General features: G+C 34.7%; 25 protein-coding genes. 18 read left to right on the top strand and 7 right to left on the bottom strand.

Translation table 11 applies throughout. From position 1 onward, the window contains the following. Nucleotides 1-63 precede the first annotated feature (63 nt). The 4 genes from B0A66_RS13725 (at nt 64) to B0A66_RS13740 (ending at nt 6,114) form a co-directional block, all read left to right on the top strand. On the top strand, nt 64-3,309 hold the full coding sequence (locus B0A66_RS13725) for a TIM-barrel domain-containing protein (RefSeq protein WP_165766618.1): 3,246 nt from the start codon (nt 64-66) through the stop codon (nt 3,307-3,309). Between the two features lie 122 nt (nt 3,310-3,431). Then, nucleotides 3,432-4,115: a 3-keto-disaccharide hydrolase gene (locus B0A66_RS13730; RefSeq protein ID WP_089050448.1), complete on the top strand. Its 684-nt coding sequence runs from the start codon at nt 3,432-3,434 to the stop codon at nt 4,113-4,115. Between the two features lie 133 nt (nt 4,116-4,248). Beyond that, on the top strand, nt 4,249-5,148 hold the full coding sequence (locus B0A66_RS13735) for an SDR family oxidoreductase (RefSeq protein WP_089050416.1): 900 nt from the start codon (nt 4,249-4,251) through the stop codon (nt 5,146-5,148). 48 nt (nt 5,149-5,196) lie between these two features. Further along, nucleotides 5,197-6,114 (top strand): helix-turn-helix domain-containing protein, encoded by a 918-nt coding sequence (locus B0A66_RS13740; RefSeq protein ID WP_089050417.1) that lies wholly within the window; start codon nt 5,197-5,199, stop codon nt 6,112-6,114. A 97-nt stretch (nt 6,115-6,211) separates the two neighbouring features. On the opposite strand, the gene B0A66_RS13745 is transcribed toward B0A66_RS13740, so the two are convergent. Then, nucleotides 6,212-6,751, bottom strand: a complete 540-nt coding sequence (locus tag B0A66_RS13745) for a VOC family protein (RefSeq protein WP_208862584.1) — start codon at nt 6,749-6,751, stop codon at nt 6,212-6,214. A 56-nt stretch (nt 6,752-6,807) separates the two neighbouring features. Further along, nucleotides 6,808-7,530: a helix-turn-helix transcriptional regulator gene (locus B0A66_RS13750; RefSeq protein WP_089050419.1), complete on the bottom strand. Its 723-nt coding sequence runs from the start codon at nt 7,528-7,530 to the stop codon at nt 6,808-6,810. Between the two features lie 149 nt (nt 7,531-7,679). On the opposite strand from B0A66_RS13750, the gene B0A66_RS13755 reads away from it, so the two are divergent. Then, entirely contained in the window at nt 7,680-8,744 is a 1,065-nt protein-coding gene (locus B0A66_RS13755) for an NAD(P)H-dependent flavin oxidoreductase (RefSeq protein WP_089050420.1), read from the top strand. Between the two features lie 81 nt (nt 8,745-8,825). Here B0A66_RS13755 and B0A66_RS13760 read toward each other — a convergent pair whose 3' ends face one another. Further along, the gene (locus B0A66_RS13760) at nt 8,826-9,722 is read right to left on the bottom strand and encodes a helix-turn-helix domain-containing protein (RefSeq protein WP_089050421.1); all 897 of its coding nucleotides are present in this window, start codon (nt 9,720-9,722) and stop codon (nt 8,826-8,828) included. 188 nt (nt 9,723-9,910) lie between these two features. On the opposite strand from B0A66_RS13760, the gene B0A66_RS13765 reads away from it, so the two are divergent. The 3 genes from B0A66_RS13765 to B0A66_RS13775 are packed head-to-tail and all read left to right on the top strand — an operon-like array spanning nt 9,911 to nt 11,914. Next, nucleotides 9,911-10,888 carry an aldo/keto reductase gene (locus B0A66_RS13765; protein ID WP_089050422.1) on the top strand — a complete coding sequence of 326 codons (978 nt, stop codon included), beginning with the start codon at nt 9,911-9,913 and terminating at the stop codon, nt 10,886-10,888. Nucleotides 10,889-10,902: 14 nt separating this feature from the next. Then, complete coding sequence (locus B0A66_RS13770; RefSeq protein ID WP_089050423.1) at nt 10,903-11,283, top strand: nuclear transport factor 2 family protein; 381 nt, start codon at nt 10,903-10,905, stop codon at nt 11,281-11,283. 52 nt (nt 11,284-11,335) lie between these two features. Beyond that, nucleotides 11,336-11,914, top strand: a complete 579-nt coding sequence (locus tag B0A66_RS13775; protein WP_089050424.1) for an NAD(P)H-binding protein — start codon at nt 11,336-11,338, stop codon at nt 11,912-11,914. On the opposite strand, the gene B0A66_RS13780 is transcribed toward B0A66_RS13775, so the two are convergent. After that, nucleotides 11,904-12,800, bottom strand: a complete 897-nt coding sequence (locus B0A66_RS13780; RefSeq protein ID WP_089050425.1) for a helix-turn-helix domain-containing protein — start codon at nt 12,798-12,800, stop codon at nt 11,904-11,906. The genes B0A66_RS13775 and B0A66_RS13780 overlap by 11 nt on opposite strands. Before the next feature lie 151 nt (nt 12,801-12,951). Here B0A66_RS13780 and B0A66_RS13785 point away from each other — a divergent pair, with 151 nt between their 5' ends. From B0A66_RS13785 to B0A66_RS13825, 9 genes are read left to right on the top strand one after another with little or no spacing between them, the layout of a single operon-like run. Then, the gene (locus B0A66_RS13785; RefSeq protein ID WP_089050426.1) at nt 12,952-13,803 is read left to right on the top strand and encodes an aldo/keto reductase; all 852 of its coding nucleotides are present in this window, start codon (nt 12,952-12,954) and stop codon (nt 13,801-13,803) included. A 32-nt stretch (nt 13,804-13,835) separates the two neighbouring features. Beyond that, the gene (locus B0A66_RS13790) at nt 13,836-14,819 is read left to right on the top strand and encodes an aldo/keto reductase (protein ID WP_089050427.1); all 984 of its coding nucleotides are present in this window, start codon (nt 13,836-13,838) and stop codon (nt 14,817-14,819) included. 30 nt (nt 14,820-14,849) lie between these two features. Next, nucleotides 14,850-15,293, top strand: a complete 444-nt coding sequence (locus B0A66_RS13795; RefSeq protein ID WP_089050428.1) for a nuclear transport factor 2 family protein — start codon at nt 14,850-14,852, stop codon at nt 15,291-15,293. A 17-nt stretch (nt 15,294-15,310) separates the two neighbouring features. Continuing rightward, nucleotides 15,311-16,396 (top strand): alpha/beta hydrolase, encoded by a 1,086-nt coding sequence (locus tag B0A66_RS13800; RefSeq protein WP_089050429.1) that lies wholly within the window; start codon nt 15,311-15,313, stop codon nt 16,394-16,396. Nucleotides 16,397-16,415: 19 nt separating this feature from the next. Next, the gene (locus tag B0A66_RS13805; protein WP_089050430.1) at nt 16,416-17,045 is read left to right on the top strand and encodes a flavodoxin; all 630 of its coding nucleotides are present in this window, start codon (nt 16,416-16,418) and stop codon (nt 17,043-17,045) included. Between the two features lie 15 nt (nt 17,046-17,060). Beyond that, nucleotides 17,061-17,789, top strand: a complete 729-nt coding sequence (locus B0A66_RS13810) for a carboxymuconolactone decarboxylase family protein (RefSeq protein WP_089050431.1) — start codon at nt 17,061-17,063, stop codon at nt 17,787-17,789. Between the two features lie 11 nt (nt 17,790-17,800). Next, nucleotides 17,801-18,853: an alpha/beta hydrolase gene (locus B0A66_RS13815; RefSeq protein WP_089050432.1), complete on the top strand. Its 1,053-nt coding sequence runs from the start codon at nt 17,801-17,803 to the stop codon at nt 18,851-18,853. 15 nt (nt 18,854-18,868) lie between these two features. Continuing rightward, the gene (locus B0A66_RS13820; RefSeq protein ID WP_089050433.1) at nt 18,869-19,369 is read left to right on the top strand and encodes a cupin domain-containing protein; all 501 of its coding nucleotides are present in this window, start codon (nt 18,869-18,871) and stop codon (nt 19,367-19,369) included. Nucleotides 19,370-19,417: 48 nt separating this feature from the next. Next, on the top strand, nt 19,418-20,173 hold the full coding sequence (locus tag B0A66_RS13825; protein ID WP_089050434.1) for an NUDIX hydrolase: 756 nt from the start codon (nt 19,418-19,420) through the stop codon (nt 20,171-20,173). Between the two features lie 10 nt (nt 20,174-20,183). Here B0A66_RS13825 and B0A66_RS13830 read toward each other — a convergent pair whose 3' ends face one another. Genes B0A66_RS13830 through B0A66_RS13840 form a run of 3 tightly spaced genes read right to left on the bottom strand, consistent with a single transcriptional unit; the run spans nt 20,184 to nt 23,443 of the window. Next, nucleotides 20,184-21,410: a hybrid sensor histidine kinase/response regulator gene (locus B0A66_RS13830; RefSeq protein ID WP_089050435.1), complete on the bottom strand. Its 1,227-nt coding sequence runs from the start codon at nt 21,408-21,410 to the stop codon at nt 20,184-20,186. A 36-nt stretch (nt 21,411-21,446) separates the two neighbouring features. Next, complete coding sequence (locus tag B0A66_RS13835; protein WP_089050436.1) at nt 21,447-21,887, bottom strand: response regulator; 441 nt, start codon at nt 21,885-21,887, stop codon at nt 21,447-21,449. 11 nt (nt 21,888-21,898) lie between these two features. Next, nucleotides 21,899-23,443 (bottom strand): ATP-binding protein, encoded by a 1,545-nt coding sequence (locus tag B0A66_RS13840; RefSeq protein WP_089050437.1) that lies wholly within the window; start codon nt 23,441-23,443, stop codon nt 21,899-21,901. A gap of 477 nt (nt 23,444-23,920) precedes the next feature. Here B0A66_RS13840 and B0A66_RS13845 point away from each other — a divergent pair, with 477 nt between their 5' ends. After that, nucleotides 23,921-25,216: a hypothetical protein gene (locus B0A66_RS13845; RefSeq protein WP_089050438.1), complete on the top strand. Its 1,296-nt coding sequence runs from the start codon at nt 23,921-23,923 to the stop codon at nt 25,214-25,216. The last annotated feature ends 426 nt before the right edge of the window (nt 25,217-25,642 follow it).

A 25,642-nucleotide genomic window follows, 5' to 3' on the forward strand; every position in this document is an offset into this window, starting at 1 on the left:
AAATTACATACTTACCTTAGATATTGGGTAAGTATGTTTTTAAGATTAATTTTAAAATACAATATGAAAACAAAACAATTTTTAGTCGCAATCCTTTGCCTTACTTTCGGAGCTTTAGCAGCTCAGGAATATAAGTCAGAAGCCAATTCAAAGGCAGTTGTGGTATCAGGCAATGCTCGATTTACAGTACTTTCTCCGCGTGTAATTCGTATGGAATGGAGTTCAGATGGTAAGTTTACAGACAATGCTTCACTGACATTTGTAAACCGAAACCTTCCTGTACCATCGTTTACCAAAAAAGAAAACAATGGTATACTGCAAATTGCAACCGATGTAGTAAAACTTAAATATAAAAAAGAATCAGGTAATTTTAATGACAAAAATTTAAGTGTAGAGTTCATCGTAAATGGTAAACCAACAACATGGAAACCGGGTTTAGCGAATACTAAAAACTTGTTAGGAACTACACGCACCTTAGATGGAGTCGACGGCCCTGCTAAGGAACTGGAAAAAGGAATCATCTCCCGTGATGGCTGGTATTTAATAGACGACAGCGAGCGACCTCTTTTTGATAATTCGGAGTGGCCTTGGGTTATGGCGCGTCCGGGAGATAAACCGCAGGATTTATACCTTTTTGCTTATGATTCTGATTATAAAGCGGCTTTAAAAGATTATACAGATATTGCAGGAAAGATAGCCATGCCTCCGAGATTTGCTTTTGGTGCCTGGTGGTCACGCTACAGAGAATACTCTGATACTGAATTTCGTGATCTTGTGGGGGAATTCAAAATGCACGATGTGCCTTTGGATGTATTTGTAATTGACATGGACTGGCATGTAAAATCATTGCCTGAATTTTTTAAAAACGGACAAAGACAAAGAGATCAGGCGGGAGAAGATGCCGGATGGACTGGTTTTACATGGAATAAAAATTTGTTTCCCTCACCGGAAAAATTCTTAAAATGGACAAATGAACAGCACCTTAAAACGTGTTTAAATCTTCATCCTGCTTCAGGAATACAACCATTTGAAGAAGTATATCCGGAAATGGCAAAAGCAATGGGAATTGATCCTGCAACAAAAAAATATGTACCTTTTGATATAACCGATAAAAAATTTGCAACAAACTACATGAACCTTGTGTTGCATCCTATAGAAAAAGCAGGTGTAGATTTTTGGTGGCTGGACTGGCAACAATGGGGAAGTACGAATATTCCGGGAGTAAATCCAACCATTTACTTAAATTATGTGCATTACAGCGATATGGAACGTCAAAATAAAGTACGACCACTTATTTTTCACCGTTGGGGAGGACTCGGAAATCACAGGTATCAAATCGGATTTTCGGGAGATACACATGTCACTTGGGAATCACTCAATTATCAGCCTTATTTTACGTCCACTGCTGCAAACGTAGGATTCGGATATTGGAGTCATGACATTGGAGGGCACCAGGGCGATGCAGGAACAGCTGAATTGTACACAAGATGGATTCAATGGGGTGTTTTTAGTCCGATATTTAGAACGCATGCTACCGCTTCACCACAGCACGAAAGACGAATTTGGGCGTATCCGCTCGACAATTTTTTAATCATGCGAGAAGCATACCAAACGAGATATGCTTTGATCCCTTATTTGTATAATGAAGCACGTAATACGTATGAAACCGGTGTTTCTACAGTTCATCCTATGTATTATGATTACCCAAAAGATGAAAATGCGTATGCTATGCCAAACCAATACATGTTTGGACGAGATATGATTGTGCATCCCATTACGAAACCAATCGATAAAGAAAGTATCTTTTTATCACACGAAACCTGGTTACCGGAAGGGAAATGGTTCGAAACCAGTACCGGAAGTATCATAAATGGCGGTAAAAAAGTTGTAATGCCTTTTACTTTTGGTGATATTCCTGTTTTTGTAAAAGAAGGCGCTATCATTCCGATGCAGTCAAAAGTAGAAAGAACAGACGAGAAACCACTGAACCCGCTAATTCTTTCTTTTTATCCTGGGAAAAAAGGAACTCTGAAATTGTATGAAGACGAAGGAAATAATAACAATTTCAAGAAGAATGCTTTTACCTACACACCTGTAACTTCAGAACAAACAGGGAATAAAATGAATATTGTAATAGCACCTGCAGAAGGCTCTTTTACAGGAATGCTAACTTCAAGAGGTTATGAACTTCGTTTTCCTTGTTCATTTCCTCCAACAGCGGTTTCAGTAAACGGGCAGAAAATTCCATACAGCGAAGAAGATAAAGCAGGAAGCTGGACATACAAAGGAAATGATTTTGAAACAAGAGTTTACTTATCAGAAATGCCAACCAACACAAAAGTTGCTGTTGAGTTGCAATTTCCGGATTACGATCAGCAGCTTCTTTCAGGTAAAAAAGGACAAATTAAATACTTGAAAAATTTTGAAACATTCCGACTTTTAAACGATTGGAATGACGGATTAAACAGTCCATTTGAAATAATGTCTCTGACGCAGTTTGGTCAAAACATCGAATATAATATTGCAGCTATTAAAAAAGAGGTTGATGGATTCTCTAATCGATGGAATGCAGCATTATTAACGATTCAATCTGCCAGTGAAACCAATAAAGTGTACAAGCCTTACTATGAATTTCTTAAAATGTTTGGAAAAATTGCAGAAAGACCTGAATTTGCTAAAGATCAGGAAGTAGAATCTACAACAAAAACAAAGGTAGAGTTCATTCAGAAAGGCACTGACAAAATCTATTACACCACAGATGGTTCTGTACCAACGCGCAGTTCACAGCTTTACACAAAAGCATTTGAAGTCGCAGTACCGGCACGTGTAAATGCGATAGCCTGCCCTGCGGGAGATGGTTCTTGCAGCTCTGTGATCTCCAAGATATTTTACAATAAGAAAACGGGATTAAATTATAATCTGTACAAAGGCAAATGGAGTAAAATTCCTGATTTTAGCAAACTTACACCAGTTGAGAAAGGATATGCACCTGATTTTGATTTGAATAAAATCAAACATGACAGCAACAATTACGGATTGCTTTATAACGGGTACATCAACATTCCAGAAGATGGAAAATATACTTTTTACCTAGCTTCAGACGATGGCAGTAAACTTTACATCAATGACAAACTAGTTATCGATAATGATGGTTTACATGGTTTTGATGAGAAGAAATCTGAAATAATTTTAAAGAAAGGACTTTTACCAATTCGTTTAGAATATTTTCAGGAGAACTATGGCGAAGGACTTTCGGTTGAGTTTTCATCAGAGAAAATGATCAGAACAAGTCTTTTTCCTTCGATTTAATCTGAAGACAGATTAGCCACAACGATTTATAATTTTTTACATAAATTTACTGTATGAACCTGATTTTTAAACTAAAATTGAAAGTCAGGTTCATTTTTATTTTAACCTTAAAAATACAACAGATGACCAAAGTTATAACAGCGATATTGATTTTATCTTTTACTCAAATAATAAATGCGCAGAAAGATTTTAAAGCGCTTTTTGATGGCAAAACAACAAAGGGCTGGCATACCTACGGGAAAAACAACGCCGGAGCTGGTTGGAAAGCGGAAAAAGGTGTTTTGTATTTTGATCCCGAAGCAGCTAAAAATGGGCAAGGAGGAGATTTAGTGACGGATGCACCATTTGAAAATTTCCATTTAAAATTAGATTGGAAAATCTCCGAAAATGGTAATAGCGGTATTATTTTTTATGTAAATGAAGATCCTCAAAAATATGAAAACACATACAATACAGGTTTAGAAATGCAGGTTCTGGACAATGAAGGACATCCTGACGGAAAAATAACAAAACACCGTGCAGGCGATTTATACGATTTGATTCAAAGTAAATCAGAACCGGTGAAAAAAGTCGGAGAATGGAATACAGCAGAAATCATAAGCGTGAAAGGTAAATTAACCTTTATTTTAAATGGAGTTGTCGTTGTAGAAACAACACTTTGGGATGATAATTTTAATACATTAATAGCTCAAAGTAAGTTTGCCAACTGGCCAGGTTTTGGAACATTCAAAAAAGGAAAAATAGCGTTACAGGATCACGGAAACAAAGTTTGGTACCGTAATGTTGTGATAAAAGAATTAAAGTAAAAGAAAATAAAACAGATTAGTCTGTTATAGATTTTCAAAATAAGGCACTTTGGGCTACAAGAATAGTCGATTTGAACCCAAACAAGCTGTGATTTGTCCGCAACTTTGTAACTGAATTTAAAATTTAGAAACAATGAAAGTATTTGTAACGGGAGCAACGGGATTTATTGGATCGGCAGTTGTTAATGAATTAATAGCAAATGGACATCAGGTTTTAGGATTGGCACGATCAGAAGCTGCCGCTGAAAAACTTAAGAGTGTTGGGGTAGAACCACTTTACGGTGATTTGACCGATTTAGAAAGTCTTAAAAAAGGAGCGCTAGCAGCAGATGCCGTTGCTCATTTGGGATTTATTCATGACTTTACCCGTTTCGCAGAAATGTGCGAAGTAGACAGAAAAGCAATTGAAACAGTCGGTTCAGTATTAATTGGAACTGAAAAACCTTTTATCGTTACTTCTGGAACAGGAATTTTGAGAAAGCAAGGAATTGCTTTAGAAAGTGACGTAGTAGTTGAAACACCAAATCCGCGTACCGCGACAGAATTAGCGGTCAATGCACTTGCTGCAAAAGGAATTCGTGCTTCAGTAGTTCGTTTTCCGCCGTCTGTTCACGGTGATGGAGATATAGGTGGGTTTGTACCAATTTTAATCAGAATAGCAAAAGAAAAAGGCATTGTGGCTGTGATTAATGAAGGAATGAATGTCTGGCCTGCAATTCACCGCTTAGATGCTGCCAGAGTATTTCGTCTGGCAATAGAAAAAAATCCTGAACCAGGTACACGTTATCATGCAGTAGCAGAGCAGGGTGTTAAAATGGATGCCATTGCGGGGGCTATTTCAGATCATTTAAAATTGCCATTTAAACGCATTAAAGAAGAGGAAGCAGCAGCTTATTTTACATGGTTTACTCATTTTGCAATGTTTGATAATCCTTCTTCCGGCGCCTGGACGCAGCAAGAACTAAATTGGAAACCACAACATCCTGAGCTACTTGAGGATCTAGAGGGCAATGTTTATTTCAAAGAAGACTAAAGACAATATTTATAAAACAGTATATTTAATCTTCAAAAACTACAGCAAATGGCAGTACAGTTTATTAAAACCATTACAGAATTTCACGAGTTGCGTGGTTTGCCAAAACCAAAGCATCCGCTGATTAGCCTCATCAATTTTGCAGATGTTAAATATAGTTCACCACAACAACATGATATCCAGTTGTCATTTTCATTTTACACCATTTCTGTCAAGAAAGGAATGGATCATAAATACAAATATGGTGAACAGGAATACGAATTTGACTTTAATAATGGTACCGTGTTTTTTATGGCTCCCAATCAGGTGCTCAAAGTTAAAGCTCCTGTAAATGGGGTACGTCCATCGGGCTGGATGCTCATGATACATCCTGATTTTATTTGGAATACGTCTTTAGCTACTACCATACATCAGAATGATTTTTTTGAATATTCGGTTAATGAAGCCTTGTTTTTATCTGAAGATGAAGAGCAAAATATGATTTTATTGCTTCAAAATATCAAAAAGGAATATGAAGCAGCGATCGATCAGTTCAGCCAGAATATCATTATTTCTCAAATAGAAACATTACTGAACTATTCACAACGCTATTACCAAAGACAGTTTATTACCCGCAAAAAAGTAAATCATACGATTTTGAGTCAAATAGACCAGCTTTTGAATCAACGGATTCATTCTGCTGAATTAGCAGAAAAAGGCAGTATCACAGTACAATTTTTATGCGATGAACTTCATATTTCGCCCAGCTATCTAAGAAGTTTATTGAAAAATCTAATCGGTAAAACGCCTCAGGAATACATTCACAGTAAACTGATAGAAAAAGCAAAAGAAAAACTGAGCACCACCACTTTATCTGTGGGTGAAATTGCGTATGAACTCGGTTTTGAGTTTCCGCAGTCTTTCAGCAAACTATTTAAAAAATATACCAAACAAACCCCAATGGAGTTTCGGGCGGGGTTTAATTAGAGTGTCTAATATTATAATAATTCCAAAAACAAAAGGCAATCCTATTTATAAGTAGGATTGTCTTTTGCGGTATAATGATTTAAGAATATTCAAACTATTATTTCTTTTGGAAAAATTGTTTTTGAGCATTAATAGCTTCATCCAGCGATTTTTGAATATACGAAATGTTTTCTATTGCATCTGGAGCAGACGCTCTTTTTTGAGCCTCATCAGGATTGGTAAAATCAAATTCTTCGATACGCTCGTTAATCCACCAAAGATTTCCAAAAGGATCTAAAATTCTGCAAACCTTTTCACCAAACCATAGCTTAGTAATATCTGTTACCGATGTTCCTCCAAACGCTAATGCTTTTTCATGCGATTTTTCGATATCTTCTACATATAAATTTAGAAAACCGGGCGTTGGAACCCATCCTTTTCTTGAATCAAAAAGTAGCAACATGGAATCACCAATTTTTACCACTGCATGGATTACGATACCATTTTCGTTTTTTATCACACTGTTTGGAACTTCTATAGCATTAAATGCATTCTTAAGAAATTCGATCAATTTTTCCGTAGATTTAGATATAATCCAAGGCGTAACAGTTGAATAGTTTTCCGGAACTGTTTTAATTTTGCTTTTTTTGTTGTACATAATACTGATTGTTTTGATTATGTAGCAAAATTAATCTGTGTTGTGACAGCCTTATGTCAAGGGTTTGAAAAAGTATCTTGTCTGTATTTTTCAAGATATTCTTTAAGACTGATTTTATGAGGAGTAAAATTATCCTCCAGGGTTTGTAATTTTTTTATTCTGTCAAATCTAAAAAGCCTAAAGTCTTTTCGGGTACGACACAATGCAATTAAATACCAATTTTCTCCAACTTTATTGATGACAGCAAAAGGTTCGACACACCTTTTAGTGGTTTCATCCTTTTGAGCACCTTGATATTCAATTTCAAGTACATTAAAATTGGTAATTGAATTTTGAATAGAAGAAAGTAAATTACTAAATTCAAAAATAACAGTAGGATCCTGCCAAAATTCAACGCGATTCGATAGAAGATTGACTTTGTCTTTAGTATGATAACGTAATACAGACTTTATTTTTATAATGGCTTCGCTGTAATTTTTACTCAATGAAACATCTTTATTTATTGAAACAAGCTTTTCGGCGGTTATTAAAGCATTTGCTTCCTCTTCAGTAAACATAACCGGAGGCAATTTATAGCCATCCATTAAAGTATAACCTTTACCTTCTTCCATTAAAATTGGAATTCCTGCTTTTTCTAAAGTTTGTAGGTCACGATAAATAGTTCTGGTACTTACTTCAAATTTTCGGGCAAAGTCAGACGCAGTGAACAATCTTTTTGTTTGAAGTAATGTCAATAAGGTAATTAATCTTGAAAGCCTTGAAGTCTCAATATCAGACATTAAATTTTATTTTAAGAGATACATTTTTTCAAAAGTAAAGATAAAATAATTAAGCAAATTTTCTTTTAATAACAACTTTGGTTTTACCAACATTGATTTGTAATTTTGATAGAAAGACAGCTAATTTTAGCACTATTAAAATTCAAAATATGAAATGGGCAAACGAAATAACAAACTTGTTTAAAACAAAATATCCCATCGTACAAGCTCCTATGTTTGGCGTGGCAACACCTGAAATGGTAAAATCAGCTACAGATGCAAATGTTTTAGGCTCGCTTCCTTTAGGTGATTTGCCTCCCGAAAAATGTATCGAACTGATCCGAACGACCAGAAAGCTTACTGATAAACCTTTTGCAGTAAATTTATTTGTTTATGAATATCCCGCTATTACACCAGACTTAATAGAAAAGTATAATCAGACTAAGTCCTATATCGAGGATTTGGCAAGAAGCAAAAATTTAGAAGTCAAACTTCACGATCTTGATACTTTACAAATTACAGATTACAGAGATCAGGTTGATGCTGCTATAGGGGAGAATTGTAAAATCTTAAGTTTTATTTTTGGTCAGCTTGATGATAACAGTATCGAAAAACTAAAGCGAAATAATGTTATTCTTGTAGGTACTTGCACCTCTGTTCGTGAGGCTAAATTACTTGAAGCAGCAGGAATCGATGTAATTTGCGTACAGGGAATAGAAGCTGGCGGTCACAGAGGAAGTTTTGAGACCGAAATTATACCGCAAATTGGTGGATTATCGCTTTTATCACAAGTTTATGAAAGCGTAAAAGTACCTTTGATTTACGGAGGCGGAATTTACAACGGAAAAACTTTGCTTGCCATGAAAACTTTGGGCGCTCAGGGATTTCAGGTTGGAAGTCTGCTTTTGGGATCTGCTGAAAGTGCACTTTTAGAATTTGAAAAGCAAAAACTAAGACAATCTTCAGAAAAAGATATCATACTTTCCAAAAGTTATTCCGGACGTTACGCCAGAGGTCTCGTTACAGAATTTTCACGATTAATAGAGGCAACGCCACATATATTGCCTTATCCGTACCAAAATAAGCTTACAGCTGAATTGCGAAAAGAAGCAAAAGCCCATAAAAATGCTGATTTTGTGGGTATTTGGACAGGTCAGTCTATAAACGGCTATAGTGGCGATACTACAAAAGACATATTTTTGAGGCTAATTGCTGATACAGAAAAGAATGCGTAGCTAAAATAAAAGTTTAATCCATTAAAGATGTTGATTTATAGATCAATAGAATCAGTGGTAGAAAGAATTGAGCAGTTGTTTTTAATTTAAATTTCGATACTCAACAGGAGTATATCCCGTATTTTTTTTAAACATTCGATTAAAATGCTGTGGATACTTAAATCCTAGTTCAAATGCAATCTGACTAATAGATTTGGTGGTGTCAAAAATCCTTTCTTTGGCTAAGCTAATCAATTTCAATTGAATGTGTTCCTGAGCAGATTTCCCTGTTTCTTTTTTTATTAAGTCACCAAAATAATTAGGAGAAAGATTTAAAAGATTAGCAAAGTAACCAACTAAAGGCAAACCTGTATCCTGCGCGTTTTCTGATTGAAAATAGTCATTTAGCAGATTTTCAAATTTTGATAAAATATCAGTATTAATATTTTCCCGGGTTATGAATTGCCTGTCATAAAAACGAACACAATAATTTAACAGCAATTCAATATTGTTTGTTATAATATTTTTACTGTGTTTATCTATAGACTGACTTAGTTCATATTCTAATTTAGAAAATAAGTCCCTAATGATTTGTTGCTCCTTCAATGACAAATGAAGCCCTTCATTCGAATCATAAGAAAAGAAGGAATATTGATTCATTTGCTTTCCTAAAGCAGTTCCCTTTATTAAATCAGGATGAAAAAGCAATGCCATTCCGGTAGGTTTGTAATCAATAGGATTGTTAACTTCTATTACTTGTCCCGGTGCAATAAAAACCATAGTTCCGTCATCATAATCATAATTGTTGCGACCGTATTTTAGTTCACCGCAATTTCCGGCTTTCAAAAAAATGGCGTAAAAATCAAAATGCAGGCGACTGTTATTAGGCAATGCTTTTGTATCTGAATTATTAAACACACTGATTAGCGGATGCTTGGTTTCAACACCTTTAAGATCATTGTACTTTGCGATTTGTTCAATTTTTATAATTTGCTCCATCTTGCCTTCATTTAAAATAAAGTACAAATATACTACGCAGTGTGCTAATTAGTTAGGCTAAACATTCAAAACAGTAAAAATGGTAGCAATAGCAGTAATATGTATACTGTTTCAAAAGCGCTATTAAAAGAACTTTGTACCATCAAAAATTAACAAACTACTACACAAAAATTTATCAAATTTATCAAATGAAGACAAGAATATTAGGTACACAAGGTTTAGAAGTTTCTGCATTAGGAATGGGATGTATGAATTTAAGTTTTGGAACAGGAAAAGCAGTTGCAGTAAATGATGGAATTAAAGTAATTCGATCTGCTTATGAAAAAGGGATTACTTTTTTTGATACCGCTGAAGCTTACGGTCCTTTTACAAATGAAGAACTCGTTGGAGAAGCACTGAAACCCTTTCGTAAAGATGTTATTATTGCCACAAAATTTGGAATGATCTCAGAAACAGGAATAAACAGTCAACCACAGCATATCCGTAAAGTGGTTGAAGCTTCTCTAAAAAGATTGCAAACAGATTATATTGATTTGTTGTATCAGCATAGAGTTGATCCAAAAGTTCCTATTGAAGATGTGGCAGGAACAATTAAAGATTTAATTCAGGAAGGAAAAGTAAAATATTTTGGACTGTCAGAAGCTGGTGCTAATACGATTCAGCGTGCTCATAGTATTCAGCCTGTCTCTGCTGTTCAGAACCAGTATTCAATCTGGACAAGAGAACCGGAAGCCAGTGTTTTGCCACTTTGTGAAACATTAGGAATTGGTTTTGTGCCTTGGGCGCCAATAGGAACCGGTTTTTTAACTGGTAAAATTACACCCGATACCAAATTTGATACTGATACTGATCTCCGTGCTGCTTTTCCGCGTTTTACACCAGAAGCGATTAGAGCCAACATGCCTGTCATTGAATTACTAACAAGAATTGCAAATCGTAAAAACGCTACGCCTGTTCAAATAGCATTGGCTTGGCTTTTAGCTCAAAAATCGTTTATAGTACCGATTCCGGGAATGGATAAAATCGAATTTTTAGAGGATAATATCAAATCGGTTGGGGTAGAACTTTCAATTAAAGATTTACAGGAAATTGAAGATGGACTTACAAATATTACTTTTCAGGGAGCGAGACTAAACGAAGGCTTACTTGGTTTATCTGAAGAATAATAAAAACCAGAGATATGTTTAATAAAGTAGAAGATGATATCGAGAAAATTCTTGATCTGACCCGCCAACTGACACAGTCAATGATTGACAAAAATACAGTTGAAATGAGTAAGATCTTAGATGGAAATTTTACGCTGACGCATATTACTGGTTATGTTCAGTCGAAGGAAGAATGGTTTTCAGAAATTGAAAATGAAACAATGAGATATTATTCGTTTTCTGAAATTACTACTTCAGTAAAAATTGATGGAGCAAAGGCTGTATTTATTGGTCAAAATCTGCTGGATGCCAAAATTTGGGGCATGCAGAACAATTGGCGCTTGCAACAAACAATGCAACTTGAAAAGAGGAATGATAAGTGGATTATTCTGAAGTCTGTGGCAACAACATTTTAAATAATAATCTCGTACCAAAAATTAAAATGGAGTACTAATTAAACAAGTATTTATGAGAAAAGTAATTATTATAGGGGCGGGAGGAAGTCTCGCCAAGTATGTTATAGGAGCAATAAAAGAACTTGGGAACATTGAACTAACTTTATTTTTGAGAAGCAGTAACCGTTTGTCAAAAAATGAATCAGAGAACTGCACTATTATCGAAGGTGATGCAATGAAGTACGACGATGTTAAAAAAGCTATTGCTGGACAAGATGTAGTATATGTAAACCTTGCGGGAAATTTAGAACCTATGATAAAAAACATTGTCAGATCAATGCAGGAAAATGATGTTAGGCGTATCATCGCAATAAGTTCAATAGGTATTTACGAAACACCTTTAAAGCCTGTTTTAGTACCGTATAGAAAATTAGCAGATGTTATTGAAAATTCCGGATTAGAGTATACTATTCTGCGACCTGATTGGTTTACCAATACAAATGAAATCGATTATGCGCTAACGCAGAAAGGAACTCCGGAAACTGGATCAGCCATTTCCAGAAAAAGTATTGCATTGTTTATTTCTAAAATTATTGATCAGCCTGATTTACACAAAAATGAAAATTTAGGAATTAGTAAACCTAGTTCATAATCCTGTATTCATTAGGAGTATTACCAACATGCTGTTTGAAAAAACGAGTAAAATGCTGCGGATATTTAAAGCCTAATTCATACGCGATCTCATTAATGGTTTTTGAAGAATCAAAAATTTTGTTTTTGGCAGTATCAATAATTTTATTTTGAATGTATTCCTGAGCAGATTTTCCGGTTTCTTTTTTAATCAGGTCACCAAAATAATTAGGTGATAAATTAAGTTCACCGGCATAGTAAGCAACGGAAGGTAATCCTATTGTATTAGGTTTTTCAGAAGAAAAATAACTGTTTAAGAGTTCTTCAAATTTGGCAACAATGCTTTTATTGGTAGTATCTCTGGTAATAAATTGCCTATCGTAGAATCTTTCGCAGTAATTAAAAAACAGCTCAATATTAGACGCTATAAGTTTTTTGCTGTGTTTGTCGATAGATTGTTTTAATTCAATTTCGATTTTGGCGAAGCAGTCCAGGACAAGTTGTCTTTCTTTTTCTGATAGGTGCAGCGCTTCACTGGTATTGTAACTGAAAAAACTATATTCACTAATACTTTTTGCCAGTGATGTACCGCGGATTAAATCGGAGTGAAAAACTAGCCCATGACCTGCCGGCTGATAATAATCTATCTTATTTTCTACATCGATCGTCTGACCTGGTGATACAAAAACTAAGGTTCCTTCCTGATAATCATAATAATTACGACCGTATTTTAAATCCCCGCATTTTACCTGTTTTAGGAATATGCAATAAAGTTCAAAATTCATTTTAGAACCTGTTCTTGGTTTAGCTTTAGAAAAATCAATTATACTAACTAATGGATGCAAAGTTTCATGATTATTAAAATCATTGTATTCACTAATAGTTTCGAAGTTAAATACCTGTTCCATATCTTTTCATTATTTATGCTACAAATTTAGCTATTTAAAAAACCAGTAGGTTTCGAATCAGTAATCTTGGTAGGAGATTCCGTAATCTGTATACCAGTACCGTCATATTAAGTTCGGAAATTTGTAATACAAAAATTATAAATCATATACAATGTACAATATAAAATTAAACAATGGTGTAGAAATGCCCATTTTAGGGTTTGGTGTCTTTCAAATGCAGGATGCGGCAGAATGTGAGCAGGCTGTTTTAGATGCAATTGAAACGGGTTACAGATTAATTGATACTGCGGCTTCTTATATGAATGAAGAAGCAGTTGGAAAAGCTATTATAAAAAGTGGTATTGCAAGAGAACAAATGTTTGTAACCACAAAACTTTGGATAAGTGATGCAGGTTATGAAAATACTAAAGCTGCTTTTCAAAAATCTTTAGACCTTCTGCAATTAGATTATCTGGATTTGTATCTGATTCATCAGCCTTATGGAGATGTTTACGGATCATGGCGTGCCATGCAGGAATTGTATCACGAAGGAAAAATAAAAGCAATAGGCGTTTCTAACTTTCATCCTGACAGAGTAATGGACTTAGTTGCCAATACTGGTTTTGCTCCAGCGGTAAACCAAATAGAGACGCATCCTTTTCACCAGCAGAATGAAACACAAAAATTCCTTCAGGAGCATAATATTCAAATTGAATCATGGGGGCCTTTCGCTGAAGGAAAGAATGAAATTTTTCAGAATGAAATTTTAAAAGCAATTGCTCAAAAACACAATAAATCTACAGCACAGATTATTCTTAGATGGCTGACTCAAAGAGGAGTTGTTGTTATTCCGAAAACGGTTCGTAAAGAAAGAATGGCAGAAAATTTCAACATATTTGATTTTGAACTATCAAACGAAGACATGACCACAGTTCAAACTTTAGATACCAATGCGAGTCTCTTTTTCGATCACAGAGATCCAAATATGGTGAAGTGGTTAAGTGAATATAAAATAAGCAGGTAAAAAATATATTTTAATTATTAAAAATTAAGAAAATGGAAAAGAGAGTTTTAGGAAATAAAGGATTAGAAGTATCTGCATTAGGGTTAGGCTGCATGGGATTGAGTTTTGGCTATGGTAAGCCAACGGAAAAAAGTGAAGCAATTGCATTAATCAGAGCAGCATTTGAACAAGGTATTACTTTTTTTGATACTGCAGAATGTTACGGTCCGTTTGTAAATGAAGAAGTAGTAGGAGAAGCACTCGAACCATTTCGTAAAGAAGTGATTATTGCAACCAAATTTGGTTTTCAGGACGGAGATTCTACAAAAGGTTTAGATAGCAGTCCTGCAAGAATCAGAGCAGTAGTTGAAGCTTCACTTAAAAGATTAAGAACAGATTCTATTGATTTGCTTTATCAGCATCGAGTTGATCCTAATGTACCCATTGAAGAAGTTGCCGGAACCGTAAAGGATTTAATACAAGAAGGTAAGGTAAAATACTTTGGTCTTTCAGAAGCAAGTGCAGAAACCATTCGCAGAGCCCACAGCGTGCAACATGTTTCGGCATTGCAAAGTGAATATTCTTTATTTTACCGTGAACCAGAAAAAGAAATTATTCCAACTTTAGAAGAATTGGGAATTGGTTTTGTCCCTTTTAGTCCTTTAGGAAAAGGATTTCTGACGGGAGCAATAAACGAAGAAACTAAATTTGAAGCTTCTGATTTTAGAAATATTGTTCCAAGATTTTCTGAAGAAAACAGAAAAGCCAATCAGACATTGGTAGATTTAGTAAAATCAATTGCTGGAGAAAAAGGAGCGGCAGCTTCACAAATTGCTTTAGCCTGGTTATTGGCTCAAAAGTCCTGGATCGTTCCAATCCCAGGAACTACAAAGTTGAATCGTCTAACAGAAAATATTGGTGGAGCAAAAGTTCATTTAAGCAAAGAAGAACTAAGTAATATTGATTTGGCACTTAAAAATATAGAAATTGTTGGTGCACGTTATCCTCAGCAATTGCAAGACAGAGTTGGTAAATAAAAAATATACTAATTGAAAACGACTATCATTATGAAAAAGATATTTCCAAAACTACTTATACTCATGTTGGCCGCAAGCAATTCTTTTGCCCAAAAGACTGTTGCAGAACAGGAAGTAATTCAGCTTTCAAAGCAAAAATGGGAATGGATGGCTGATAAAAATGTAAATAAACTTACACCATTGTTTGATGATAAAGCTGTGTTTGTTCATATGGGCGGAAGTTGGGGAAAGACTCAGGAAATCAATGTGATTAAAAGTGGAGGAATTCATTACAAGAAAGCTGACATTCATGAAGTTTCCGTAAACATTATGGATAACACGGCTATACTTTTGAATAAAATCACACTTTTAGCTGTAGTAGGAGGCAATGAAGTTACCAATCCGTTTATAGTAACAGAAGTATACATAAAGCGTGATAATGACTGGAAACTAGGTTCATTGTCATTCACTAAATTAATAACACCAGGACAATAAAATTAAAAAAAAATAAGATGAATAATAAAATCATTACTTGCTGGACTGTTTTATGCCTGTCACTGATTATGACAAGTTCATCACTTTCAGCACAAAAAAAAGTAAAGCAAAAGCCACTCATTATTGAAGAACAGGGAAGCTTTGCTGTGGGAGGAACTATGATTGAGAACCCAGGCACATTTGATCCGTATAACATCACTCCGGCAGGACAGACTTTTCGCGGCGATCATGCGTATGTTTTTTATCAGGTACCGGCTGAATCACGCAAATATCCTTTGGTAATGTGGCATGGTATAGGTCAGTTTTCTAAAACCTGGGAAACAACACCAGATGGGCGAGATGGATTTCAAAACATATTTCTTCGCAGAAAATTCCCTGTCTATCTTTTAGACCAGCCCAGAAGAGGAAATGCAGGAAGAAGTACAGATGTCGCTTCGGTTAAACCTATTCCCGATGAACAGCAATGGTTTGGTGTTTTTCGTATAGGAATTTGGCCAGATTATTATGAAGGAGTACAATTTGCACGTGATCCGGAGACACTGAATCAATACTTTCGTTCCATGACTCCAAATTTAGGAACAATAGATTTGAATGTTACTACGGATGCAGCTTCTGCACTATTCAATAAAATTGGTCCTGCCATTCTGGTTACTCATTCTCACTCTGGCGGTATGGGATGGATTACAGCCATTAAAAATCAAAATGTGAAAGCCATTGTATCTTATGAACCCGGAAGCGGATTTTTATTTCCCGAAGGTGAAGTACCGTCACCAATAGCCAGTTCAGCAGGTGCTTTAGAAGCCACAGGTATACCTCTTCAGGATTTCCTGAAGCTGACTAAAATTCCAATAATAATTTATTATGGAGATAATATTCCGGATCAACCATCAAAAAACTCAGGTGCAGACGGTTGGAGAGCACGTTTGGAAATGGCGAGACTGTGGCGTGATGCGGTGAATAAAAAAGGTGGTGATGCTACAGTAGTTCACCTTCCAGAAGCAGGTCTTAAAGGCAATACTCATTTTCCGTTTTTGGATTTAAATAATATCCAAGTCGCAGATTTAATGTCTTCGTGGCTGAAAGAAAAGGGATTGGACAAGTAAACTCATTGAAGCATCTAAAATGAAAAAATTAACTACACTTTTGGTTCTGATAACAACAGTCTTTTGCATGTTTTCCGGTTGTAGCAAAGCACAGGAAAACCTTCAAAATAAAGACGAAATAAAATCTGATAAAAATATATTGATTGTGTATTTATCACGAACTAAAAACACCAAAGCAGTTGCTGAAATGATCCATAAGAATACAGGCGGATCATTAGTAGAGATTGAATTGCAAAATCCTTATCCGGCAGATTACAAAATGATAGTCAGTCAGGTTGCCAAAGAAAATGAAATGGACTATTTGCCTCCTCTTAAAACAAAAATTGAAAATATTGAAAAGTTTGATATTGTGTTTGTGGGCTTTCCAACTTGGGGTATGCAGCTGCCACCGCCAATGAAAAGTTTTTTGAAACAATATGATTTAGAAGGAAAAACAATAATTCCATTTAATACTAATGCAGGTTACGGAATTGGGAGCACTTTTCAAACTGTAAAAGAATTAGCTCCTAAAAGCAAAATATTAGAAGGTTTTTCAGTTAAAGGCGGTAAAGAAAGAGATGGGATTTTATTTGTGATTGAAGGTGAAAAAGAAAAGGAAGTTCAAGGTGAAATCAAAAAATGGCTCAAGAAAATAGGTTTGGGTAACTAATAAAAAAAGATAAAAATGAAAACACATTTGAGACCAGTATTATTTATAATCCTATTACTTGCAACAACAATTATGAATGCTCAAAACAATATAAATCAAAATTTGAATGACAAGCAAAAAGCAATTGTAGGTATAGCTTCAACAACGGCTAAAGGCGATCTATCAAAACTTAAAGAAGAATTGAATACAGGACTTGATGCCGGTTTAACAATTAATCAAATCAAGGAAGCTATCGTACATCTTTATGCTTATTGTGGATTTCCACGAAGTATCCGAGGCTTACAGACATTTATGACCGTCTTGGAAGAACGAAAAGTCAAAGGTATTACTGATGTTGTTGGAGCAGAAGCTTCACCAATAAAAACCGATAGAAGTAAATACGAAAGAGGCCAGGTAATTTTAGAAAAACTGACTGAAACAAAACAGGATGGTCCAAAAAAAGGGTATTCTGCATTTGCACCTGAGATAGATATTTTTCTAAAAGAACATCTTTTTGCGGATATTTTTGAGCGTGATATTTTAACGTATGCAGAAAGAGAATTGGTAACAATTTCTGTGATAGCAAGTATAGGAGATGCAGAACCTATGTTGCAGTCGCATTTGAATATAGCTCTAAATGTTGGTTTAACACCTGTCCAGCTTCATGATTTCATAAGTGTTATTAGAGCAACTGTAGGTAAGAAAGAAGCTAAGGCAGCGCAAAAAGTGCTGGATGAAGTTCTAAAAACAAAAAGCAAAATTTAAATGTAGAAATGATGAAAAAAATAGCCTATATAATTGCCTTTATGAGTTTTACAGATATGACAAATGCACAATCAACTCAAAAGAGGTATGAACAAAATCCTTATACTTTGGTGTATGAAGGAGCTATAATCAAAAATGAAAAAGGAAAGGTAAACATTCATCCTGTTTTTTATCAACTAAATGGAATTACGATTTCTGCTAATGTATATACACCCGCAAATTATGATGCTTCAAAAAAATATCCTGCAATTGTTGTTGCACATCCTAATGGTGGAATAAAGGAGCAGACAGCCGGATTGTATGCACAGCGATTAGCAGAATCAGGTTATATAACGATCACGTCAGATGCAGCTTATCAGGGTGCTAGCGGAGGAGAACCTCGTCATACTGATAAACCGGCAAATCGCATAGAAGATATTTTTGGAATGGCAGATTTTATTACGCAATATCCCGGAACAGATGCAAATCGTTTGGGAGTTTTAGGTATTTGTGGTGGTGGAGGCTATACATTGAAAGCTGTACAAGCAGACAAACGTTTCAAAGCAGTGGCTACACTGAGTATGTTCAATTCAGGCGAGGTAAGACGCAATGGTTTTCAGAATTCTCAATTGGCGACAATTCAGGAGCGCCTTAAAAAAGCTTCAGATGCACGTGCACAGGAAGCAGCAGGAGGTAAAATAATATATGCGGGTGTGGCAAGTATTACAGACGAAGAAATTGCTAAAACTTCAACCGATTTATATCGCGAAGGTTATGAGTACTATTACAGAAGTCATGCTCATCCAAATTCTACCTTTTTATACACCATGAGCAGCCTGATGGATTTAATGACTTGGGATGCTGCGACGAATTTAGATTTAATCAATCAGTCTTTACTAATGATTGCCGGAAGCAAAGCCGATACAAAATACATGACAGATGAGGCATTTGATAAAGTAACCAATGCTAAAAATAAGGAGTTATTTGTCATTGAAGGCGCGACGCATATACAAACCTATTGGAAGCCTGAATATGTGGCACAAGCAGTAACTAAATTAAAAACTTTTTATCAAAGTAATCTTTAAAATACTCAGGAAATAATGGAGAAAATAAATTTTAAAAAAGGCAGAATAATACTTTTTATATGCTGCATTTCAATAGGAATTCTATCCTGCAATAAGAAAAAGGAAGAACAAACAATTGATAGTATATTAAGTTCAAATGTTATTTTTCCAAAAGGAGAAAAAATTACAAATGATAATTTTACAGGAGAAGTCTGGCTGAATAATCTGGCACAGGCAGACAGCATCAATCAGAATGCTGTTGGAAGCGTAACTTTTGAACCTGGTGCAAGAACTAAGTGGCACAGTCATCCTGCGGGACAAATTATACTTGCTCTTGATGGAGTTGGGTATTATCAGGAAAAAGGAAACTCGAAAATTATTGTAAATAAAGGTGATGTTATCAAATGCCCGGCTGATATTCCGCATTGGCATGGTGCTAGTACAGATACTAAATTTGTTCAAGTTGCAATAACAGGAAGAGAAAAAGGAGAAACGATCTGGCTGGATGCAGTTAATGAAACGGAGTACACTAAATAACATTATAAAAAAGCGATAAATTATTTTATCGAAGAGAAGGTTACATAAATGGAAAACACATTAAAAGAACTTGTAAAGGAATTTTCTCAAACAGCATGGAATGAATATTTACCGCACTTATCAATAGACTGTGTTGTCTTTGGTTACAATGCCGCTACTATGAAAGTACTTTTGGTAAAACTGAAAGATCAGGAACTTTGGTCATTGCCGGGCGGATATATCAGAAAAGAAGAAGATATAAAAGAAGCAGCAAATAGAATTTTAATTGACAGAACAGGTGCTCATGATATTTATTTGCAGCAATTCAGTGTTTTTGCAGATAAGAATAGAAGCGAGGAATTTTTTAAAGATTTTGAAGATGGATTGTGGAACAAACAGCGTTTTATTTCTTTAGGTTTTTATGCTTTGGCTGATTATGAAAAAGTTAATCCAGTTATAGACATTTTTTCAAGTACCTGCGAGTGGATCGATATAAATGAGTTGCCCGTAATGATGATGGATCATAGAACAATTCTGGATCAGGCGTTATTAAAACTTCGGAAAGAACTTAATTACAAACCAATTGGTTATAATTTGCTTCCCGATGAATTTACAATGCCTGAATTACAAAGGCTTTATGAAATTATCCTCGACAAAAAGCTCAACAGGGGAAATTTTTACAGAAAGATGATCGGGTATGATATCTTAGATAAGATGGATGAACCAAGAATGGAAGGCAAAGCACATAAAGCACCAAACCTTTATCGATTTAATATCGAAAAGTATAAAATTGCACTTCAGGATGGACTTAAAGAAGGCTGGTAGTTAAAGCATTTTACTCCATTATTGGAATGTAGATATTAAAGGTTACTCCTTTGTTCAGATTGCCATGAGCTATGATAATTCCGTTGTGGTTATCTACTATCTTTTTTACAATAGCCAGACCAATTCCTGTTCCTGAATATTCTTCCCTGTGATGAAGTCTTTGAAAAATGATAAAAATAATTTGGTTGTATTGTGGATCAAAACCAATTCCATTATCTTTAAAAGTAAAATTCCAATAATCACAAATTTGTGTTACGTTAGAAAGATTAAGCAGTTTGAATTCATCATATTTAAGAATAACAGATTGCATCGTAATTTCAAGCACTCTTTCCGGAATTGAGAATTTTAAAGAGTTACTGATTAAGTTGTAAATAAGCTGGCGAAATTGGAATGGTCTTATAAAGGCAGGCATTAATGTATCTACTTTAAAAACAGCCTTTTTTTGAGAAATCGTATCCGAAAGTTCTAATTTTACATCTTCAATGATAGCACTCAAATCATTTATTTCGTAAGGATGATCTACAACGCTGACTCGTGAAAAATCTAATAAATCTTCAATAAGCTGTCTCATTCTTGTTGCTGAGACATGTATGCGTTTTAGATTATTTCTTCCGGCTTCACTCATTTTTTCCATTTCCTTGTCCATAATAATAGAGATAAAGACTTGAATTTTCCGTAAAGGTTCCTGAAGATCGTGACTTGAGATAAAATTAAAGGCAAGTAATTCTTTATTGACATTTACTAATTCAATTGCCCTTTTTTCTTTTTCAGCATTCTGAAGCTCTAATTCCTGGTTTGCCAGGAGCAGAGCCGCAGTCTGTATTTTTAGCTTTTCGATAAGATCTTCTTTCTGCACTAATTCTTCAGCTTCTTTGAGCGCGCGATTTATTTTTTGAATAAGCGATGAATAATTGTTTTTAGATACATAATCGGTAACACCTTCTTTGATAAGCATTACAGCATTTTCCTCACCAATAGTACCTGAGATTATGATAAAAGGAATATTAAGATTTTTCCGTTTTATAATTTTAAATGCAGAAACAGCATCAAATGAAGGAAGTGAAAAATCTGATAGTATAATATCGGGCAAAAAGGTATCAAGACATTCCTCAAAAACTTTTCTGGATTCAATTATTTTTGATACAAATGACAGTCCGGATTTTGTCAAGTGACGGACTAATAAATCTGCATCAGCTGTATTGTCTTCTAATATCAATGCTCTAATAACTTTTTTCATTTGAGACGAATCATTGTTGGATTTAGTACTTAAAACTTAAAAGGCTGGCTGGCTTAATATCATCCAGTACATTCCAAGTTCTTTTATGGCATTAAAAAAATTATTGCTGTCTACAGGTTTAACAATGTAACTGTTAGCACCAAGACTATAACATTTTGCAATATCAGGATCTTCCTGTGAGGAAGTAAGTATCACTATTGGAATAGATTTTAGATTTTCGTCACTTTTTACTTTTTCAAGTACCTGCATTCCGGACATCTTTGGCATTTTTAAATCCAAGAGTAGCAACTTTGGATGTGATTTTGGATTTCTTTCAGAATACATTCCTCTGCAATATAAAAAATCAAGTGCTTCGGCACCATCTTTTACATGCAGGAGTTTGTTGGTAAAACCGCTTTTATTAAGGGCACGTACTGTTAGCATGGCATCTTCCATACTGTCTTCGGCAAATAAAATTTCAATATCTTCGTAGTCCATTTTTTTTGTTTTTAATGTTTTATATTCGGCAGGCTAAAGAAAAAAGTAGCACCTGCATCTGGTTTTGATTCTGCCCAAACGGCTCCCGAATGTCTATTGACTATTTTTTGCACAATAGCCAGTCCAATTCCTGTTCCTGTAAATTCGTCCTGTGAGTGAAGACGCTGAAATACACCAAACAATTTATCATAGTACGCCATATCGAATCCAGCGCCCCAGTCTTTTACGCTGTAAATAATTTTATCGTTTTGTTTGGTTGAAGTAATCTTAATTCTGATTTCTGATTTATATTTTGAATATTTAATAGCATTAGAGATCAGATTGATCCAAACTTGCTTAATTAGTGAAGGATCTCCGTGCGAATGAGCAAGTTCTTCAATTTCAAATAAGGGTATGGTATCACCTTTTTCAATCGTTATTTCACTTACAACACCATTTACTAGGGCTGTCATATTTACATTAACAGAGGAGACCTCTTTACGTCCTAATTTACTGAAAGCAAGTAGGTCATCTATCAAAACGCCCATTTTAGCAGAATTATTAATGATGGCTTGTATGATTTTTTTTCCGTCATCATCTATCGAATCGGCATGATCCTCTATCAGGATTTGCGTGTAACCATTGATCGCCCTAATTGGAGCACGCAAATCATGAGAAACAGAGTAGGAGAATGATCCTAATTCTTCTTGTGCTTTTTTTAGTTCATCATTAGCCAGAGTAAGCTCGATACTTCGCTTTTCCTGATAGGCAAGTTCCTGATTCGTAACAATCAATTCTGCTGCCCGTTTTAGTTTTTCGACTTTTCTTTTTTCCTTTAGAATACTTTCAGAAGCAAGTTTTTTATTGGCAATTATAAGCTCGGCAGCACGTTTTTCTTTCTCTTTACTCTGGATGGCAAGTTCTTTATTGGCAATAATTAATTCAGATGCTCTTTTTTCTTTTTGTTCATTTTGAAATTTTAATTCTTTATTGGCGATAATCAATTCTGCTGCACGGTTTTCCTTTTCTTTGTTCTGAAATGCAAGTTCTTTATTGGCAATAATAAGTTCAGATGCCCTTTTTTCTTTTTCCTGGGTCTCAACTGCCAATTGCAAAAATTGTGTTTTGGCAAGTGTAATATCAGTAGCAATTTTCAGAATTCCATAAGGTTTGCCCGATGTATCGAAAATAGGATTGTAACTACCCAAGAACCATATTAATTTTCCGTTTTTGGCAACCGTTATGAATTCGTCTTTTTGATAGATTCCTTTTCTTAGATTATTCCAGAAAAACTGATATGCATTTGAATTCGCATAAGCAGGATCAACCAAAAGGCTGTGATGTTTTCCAATCAAATCTTTGGCGGTGTATCCCATGATTTTGATGAAATTCTTGTTGGCATTTAGAATATTACCGTCGAGGTCAAATTCAATAGTTGCATTTGTAGTGTCAATAGCATTGATTTGATTTCTTAGTTGTTGCTCCTTTGCAAGAAGTTTTTCTTCAAGGCATTTAATGATTTCTTCCTGATGGGACAGGACCGTTTCCTTATCGCCATTTTTTTCTTTGATGCTCATAAAGCGAAGTTGTGTTTGAAAAAAATAATGGCAGTAATTTGCTGGAAAAGCACCTATATTTTAATATTTATTTAAAAAGGAAATCTTAATAGAAATTTAGATTTTTTTGATTTGGAACGAATGTAGTTTAATTAACTGGAATATCTTAAAATAATGTATTTATAGTGAAATAATGCTTTATTAATTGCTTACAACATTTAGCTCTAATCGAATGATCAAAATTAGATCTGTTATCTTTTTTCGCGTTATACAATAAATCCTTTTTCTTATCAGATTAACACCTTATAAGGAGACTGATTTGTGCTAATTTATGATGTTGAGAATAGATTACTATGAAATTTACCTCTAATCAGGTAGGTTTTTAAGGGGTAAAAGCACATTGGTTCTGCAGGTTAATAAAAACTTTTTTGCTATTTTTGAATTTCATATTTAACAAACAAAATCAATTTATTCTTCTTTAACCTTCGTCTTATTCTTATGAAATTATTCGCACTTGTTTTAGCAGTAAACCTGCTTCCATTTGCTGCATTTTGTCAAAAGACAGTTGCACCCGGCAGCAAAGATATCAACACCAAGTATATCAAACCTGAAAAATCACTTTATACTGTATATTATGTCAAAGATACGGACTGGAAAAAAATGGGGACGGTAAATTATGATATCACTTTAGCTAATAATCAGTTTAGTTTATCAGATTATTTTACTCCAAATGACAATACAAAAACCAGTTCTCGTACGCGAAACAGTGTAGCAGATGCCCAAACACTAAAGCCGATTAGTTATTTCGGAGAAGGCAAGGATTCAAAGTTAACGCTGAATTTTGCACAAATCACTACAGGTAATTTTTATTCAAAGAAAACCAAAAAAGATAAAAAGCTGAAATTACAGCCCAAAGAAGACTTTGTAGACTTTACCTGGTTTGATTTTCTACTTACAACATTACCATTAGATGTAGGTTACAAAGCGCGTGTCCCCCAGTTTTATTACAATGATGAGTCGCCGAATGTACTTGTAGAATATTACACCATTAAGGAGGTAAAAAGTTATGTCTATAACTCTCCGAGAACAGGTAAACACGATTCATGGGTTGTGTATGTTTTAGAAGAAGCCACTGGTGCTATGTATAATTACATCATTGATAAAAAGGATCACCGTTTATGGCAACGTGAAATGTCTATGAGTGGTATGTGGGAAATTACAACCAATGAGGAGTTGGATTATCAGCCTATAAAAAACAAATTTGATAAAGATCGCGTTTCTCAGCAAATTTATAAAGGTAATAGTGTTATAGTTGGTACAGCCTATGCAAAAGCAGACACTGGGAAGAGATTGGGTGGTTTGGTCAATACTGCTAAGAAACAGTATGCTCCAAAAGGTACTGAAATTACAATTTTTCCAAGTTCAGCTTATTATGATGAGTGGGAAGAAGTCAACAAGAAAATCCGTAAAAAGAAATTAGTTGCAGAAGTTCCTTTGGATGCTGATTTTGGTTATGGTGTAAAAAAAGCAAAAGTGTATGATGATCAGGGGCATTTTGAGTTTGCGGACTTAATGCCGGGAACATATGTTATTATGGCTAGCTTTGATTTTACCAACTCTTATAATTACTCTTATGTGTCAGGTTATACTAATCATTATAATTATTTTGGTTATACAGGTTCTACAACAAATTACGGTTCAGCAAGACAGTCTTATAACGATAAAGCCAATGTTGAGAAACGTGTAACGATAGATAAGGATGGCGAGAAAAAAGATGTGAACTTAAGAGAGTAGATTCTTGGTAAATCGAAATCTTTGACTTTGCAGACTTAGTCTCAGATTGATTTTACAATCATCAAATAAAGTAAGATAAAATTTTTGCTTAAAGTAGAAAAGGCTCAACTGATACAGTTGAGCTTTTTTTTTGCTGCCTATTCTAAAAAAAAGCTGATAATAACAACTTTGTCTTAAAATGACATAATGTGAATGTATTCTTTAGCAGATTCTTCGTCTCTTTGTAATGTAGATTTTTGGTAACAATTCTTTTTTATCGAATAATAATAAAAGTAGATAAAGAATTAAAATGTTTTACAGATATAGAAAAATATAGTTTAGATATATAAAGTGATCAGATCACTGAAAAGATTTTATTTAGTTAGTTTTTTAAGTTAGTTTTAGTTAGTAAGAAAAGACCGGTTTGTAGAGAGCTGGTCTTTTTTT

The organism is Flavobacterium hercynium (genome assembly GCF_002217285.1).
GTDB classification, from domain to species: Bacteria; Bacteroidota; Bacteroidia; order Flavobacteriales; family Flavobacteriaceae; genus Flavobacterium; species Flavobacterium hercynium.

What these genes read in the sequence shown, in the direction of transcription:
- B0A66_RS13725 (WP_165766618.1), top strand. Translation starts at nt 64, where the DNA reads ATGAAAACAAAACAATTTTTAGTCGCAATCCTTTGCCTTACTTTCGGA.
- B0A66_RS13730 (WP_089050448.1), top strand. Translation starts at nt 3,432, where the DNA reads ATGACCAAAGTTATAACAGCGATATTGATTTTATCTTTTACTCAAATA.
- B0A66_RS13735 (WP_089050416.1), top strand. Translation starts at nt 4,249, where the DNA reads ATGAAAGTATTTGTAACGGGAGCAACGGGATTTATTGGATCGGCAGTT.
- B0A66_RS13740 (WP_089050417.1), top strand. Translation starts at nt 5,197, where the DNA reads ATGGCAGTACAGTTTATTAAAACCATTACAGAATTTCACGAGTTGCGT.
- B0A66_RS13745 (WP_208862584.1), bottom strand. Translation starts at nt 6,751, where the DNA reads ATGTACAACAAAAAAAGCAAAATTAAAACAGTTCCGGAAAACTATTCA.
- B0A66_RS13750 (WP_089050419.1), bottom strand. Translation starts at nt 7,530, where the DNA reads ATGTCTGATATTGAGACTTCAAGGCTTTCAAGATTAATTACCTTATTG.
- B0A66_RS13755 (WP_089050420.1), top strand. Translation starts at nt 7,680, where the DNA reads ATGAAATGGGCAAACGAAATAACAAACTTGTTTAAAACAAAATATCCC.
- B0A66_RS13760 (WP_089050421.1), bottom strand. Translation starts at nt 9,722, where the DNA reads ATGGAGCAAATTATAAAAATTGAACAAATCGCAAAGTACAATGATCTT.
- B0A66_RS13765 (WP_089050422.1), top strand. Translation starts at nt 9,911, where the DNA reads ATGAAGACAAGAATATTAGGTACACAAGGTTTAGAAGTTTCTGCATTA.
- B0A66_RS13770 (WP_089050423.1), top strand. Translation starts at nt 10,903, where the DNA reads ATGTTTAATAAAGTAGAAGATGATATCGAGAAAATTCTTGATCTGACC.
- B0A66_RS13775 (WP_089050424.1), top strand. Translation starts at nt 11,336, where the DNA reads ATGAGAAAAGTAATTATTATAGGGGCGGGAGGAAGTCTCGCCAAGTAT.
- B0A66_RS13780 (WP_089050425.1), bottom strand. Translation starts at nt 12,800, where the DNA reads ATGGAACAGGTATTTAACTTCGAAACTATTAGTGAATACAATGATTTT.
- B0A66_RS13785 (WP_089050426.1), top strand. Translation starts at nt 12,952, where the DNA reads ATGTACAATATAAAATTAAACAATGGTGTAGAAATGCCCATTTTAGGG.
- B0A66_RS13790 (WP_089050427.1), top strand. Translation starts at nt 13,836, where the DNA reads ATGGAAAAGAGAGTTTTAGGAAATAAAGGATTAGAAGTATCTGCATTA.
- B0A66_RS13795 (WP_089050428.1), top strand. Translation starts at nt 14,850, where the DNA reads ATGAAAAAGATATTTCCAAAACTACTTATACTCATGTTGGCCGCAAGC.
- B0A66_RS13800 (WP_089050429.1), top strand. Translation starts at nt 15,311, where the DNA reads ATGAATAATAAAATCATTACTTGCTGGACTGTTTTATGCCTGTCACTG.
- B0A66_RS13805 (WP_089050430.1), top strand. Translation starts at nt 16,416, where the DNA reads ATGAAAAAATTAACTACACTTTTGGTTCTGATAACAACAGTCTTTTGC.
- B0A66_RS13810 (WP_089050431.1), top strand. Translation starts at nt 17,061, where the DNA reads ATGAAAACACATTTGAGACCAGTATTATTTATAATCCTATTACTTGCA.
- B0A66_RS13815 (WP_089050432.1), top strand. Translation starts at nt 17,801, where the DNA reads ATGAAAAAAATAGCCTATATAATTGCCTTTATGAGTTTTACAGATATG.
- B0A66_RS13820 (WP_089050433.1), top strand. Translation starts at nt 18,869, where the DNA reads ATGGAGAAAATAAATTTTAAAAAAGGCAGAATAATACTTTTTATATGC.
- B0A66_RS13825 (WP_089050434.1), top strand. Translation starts at nt 19,418, where the DNA reads ATGGAAAACACATTAAAAGAACTTGTAAAGGAATTTTCTCAAACAGCA.
- B0A66_RS13830 (WP_089050435.1), bottom strand. Translation starts at nt 21,410, where the DNA reads ATGAAAAAAGTTATTAGAGCATTGATATTAGAAGACAATACAGCTGAT.
- B0A66_RS13835 (WP_089050436.1), bottom strand. Translation starts at nt 21,887, where the DNA reads ATGGACTACGAAGATATTGAAATTTTATTTGCCGAAGACAGTATGGAA.
- B0A66_RS13840 (WP_089050437.1), bottom strand. Translation starts at nt 23,443, where the DNA reads ATGAGCATCAAAGAAAAAAATGGCGATAAGGAAACGGTCCTGTCCCAT.
- B0A66_RS13845 (WP_089050438.1), top strand. Translation starts at nt 23,921, where the DNA reads ATGAAATTATTCGCACTTGTTTTAGCAGTAAACCTGCTTCCATTTGCT.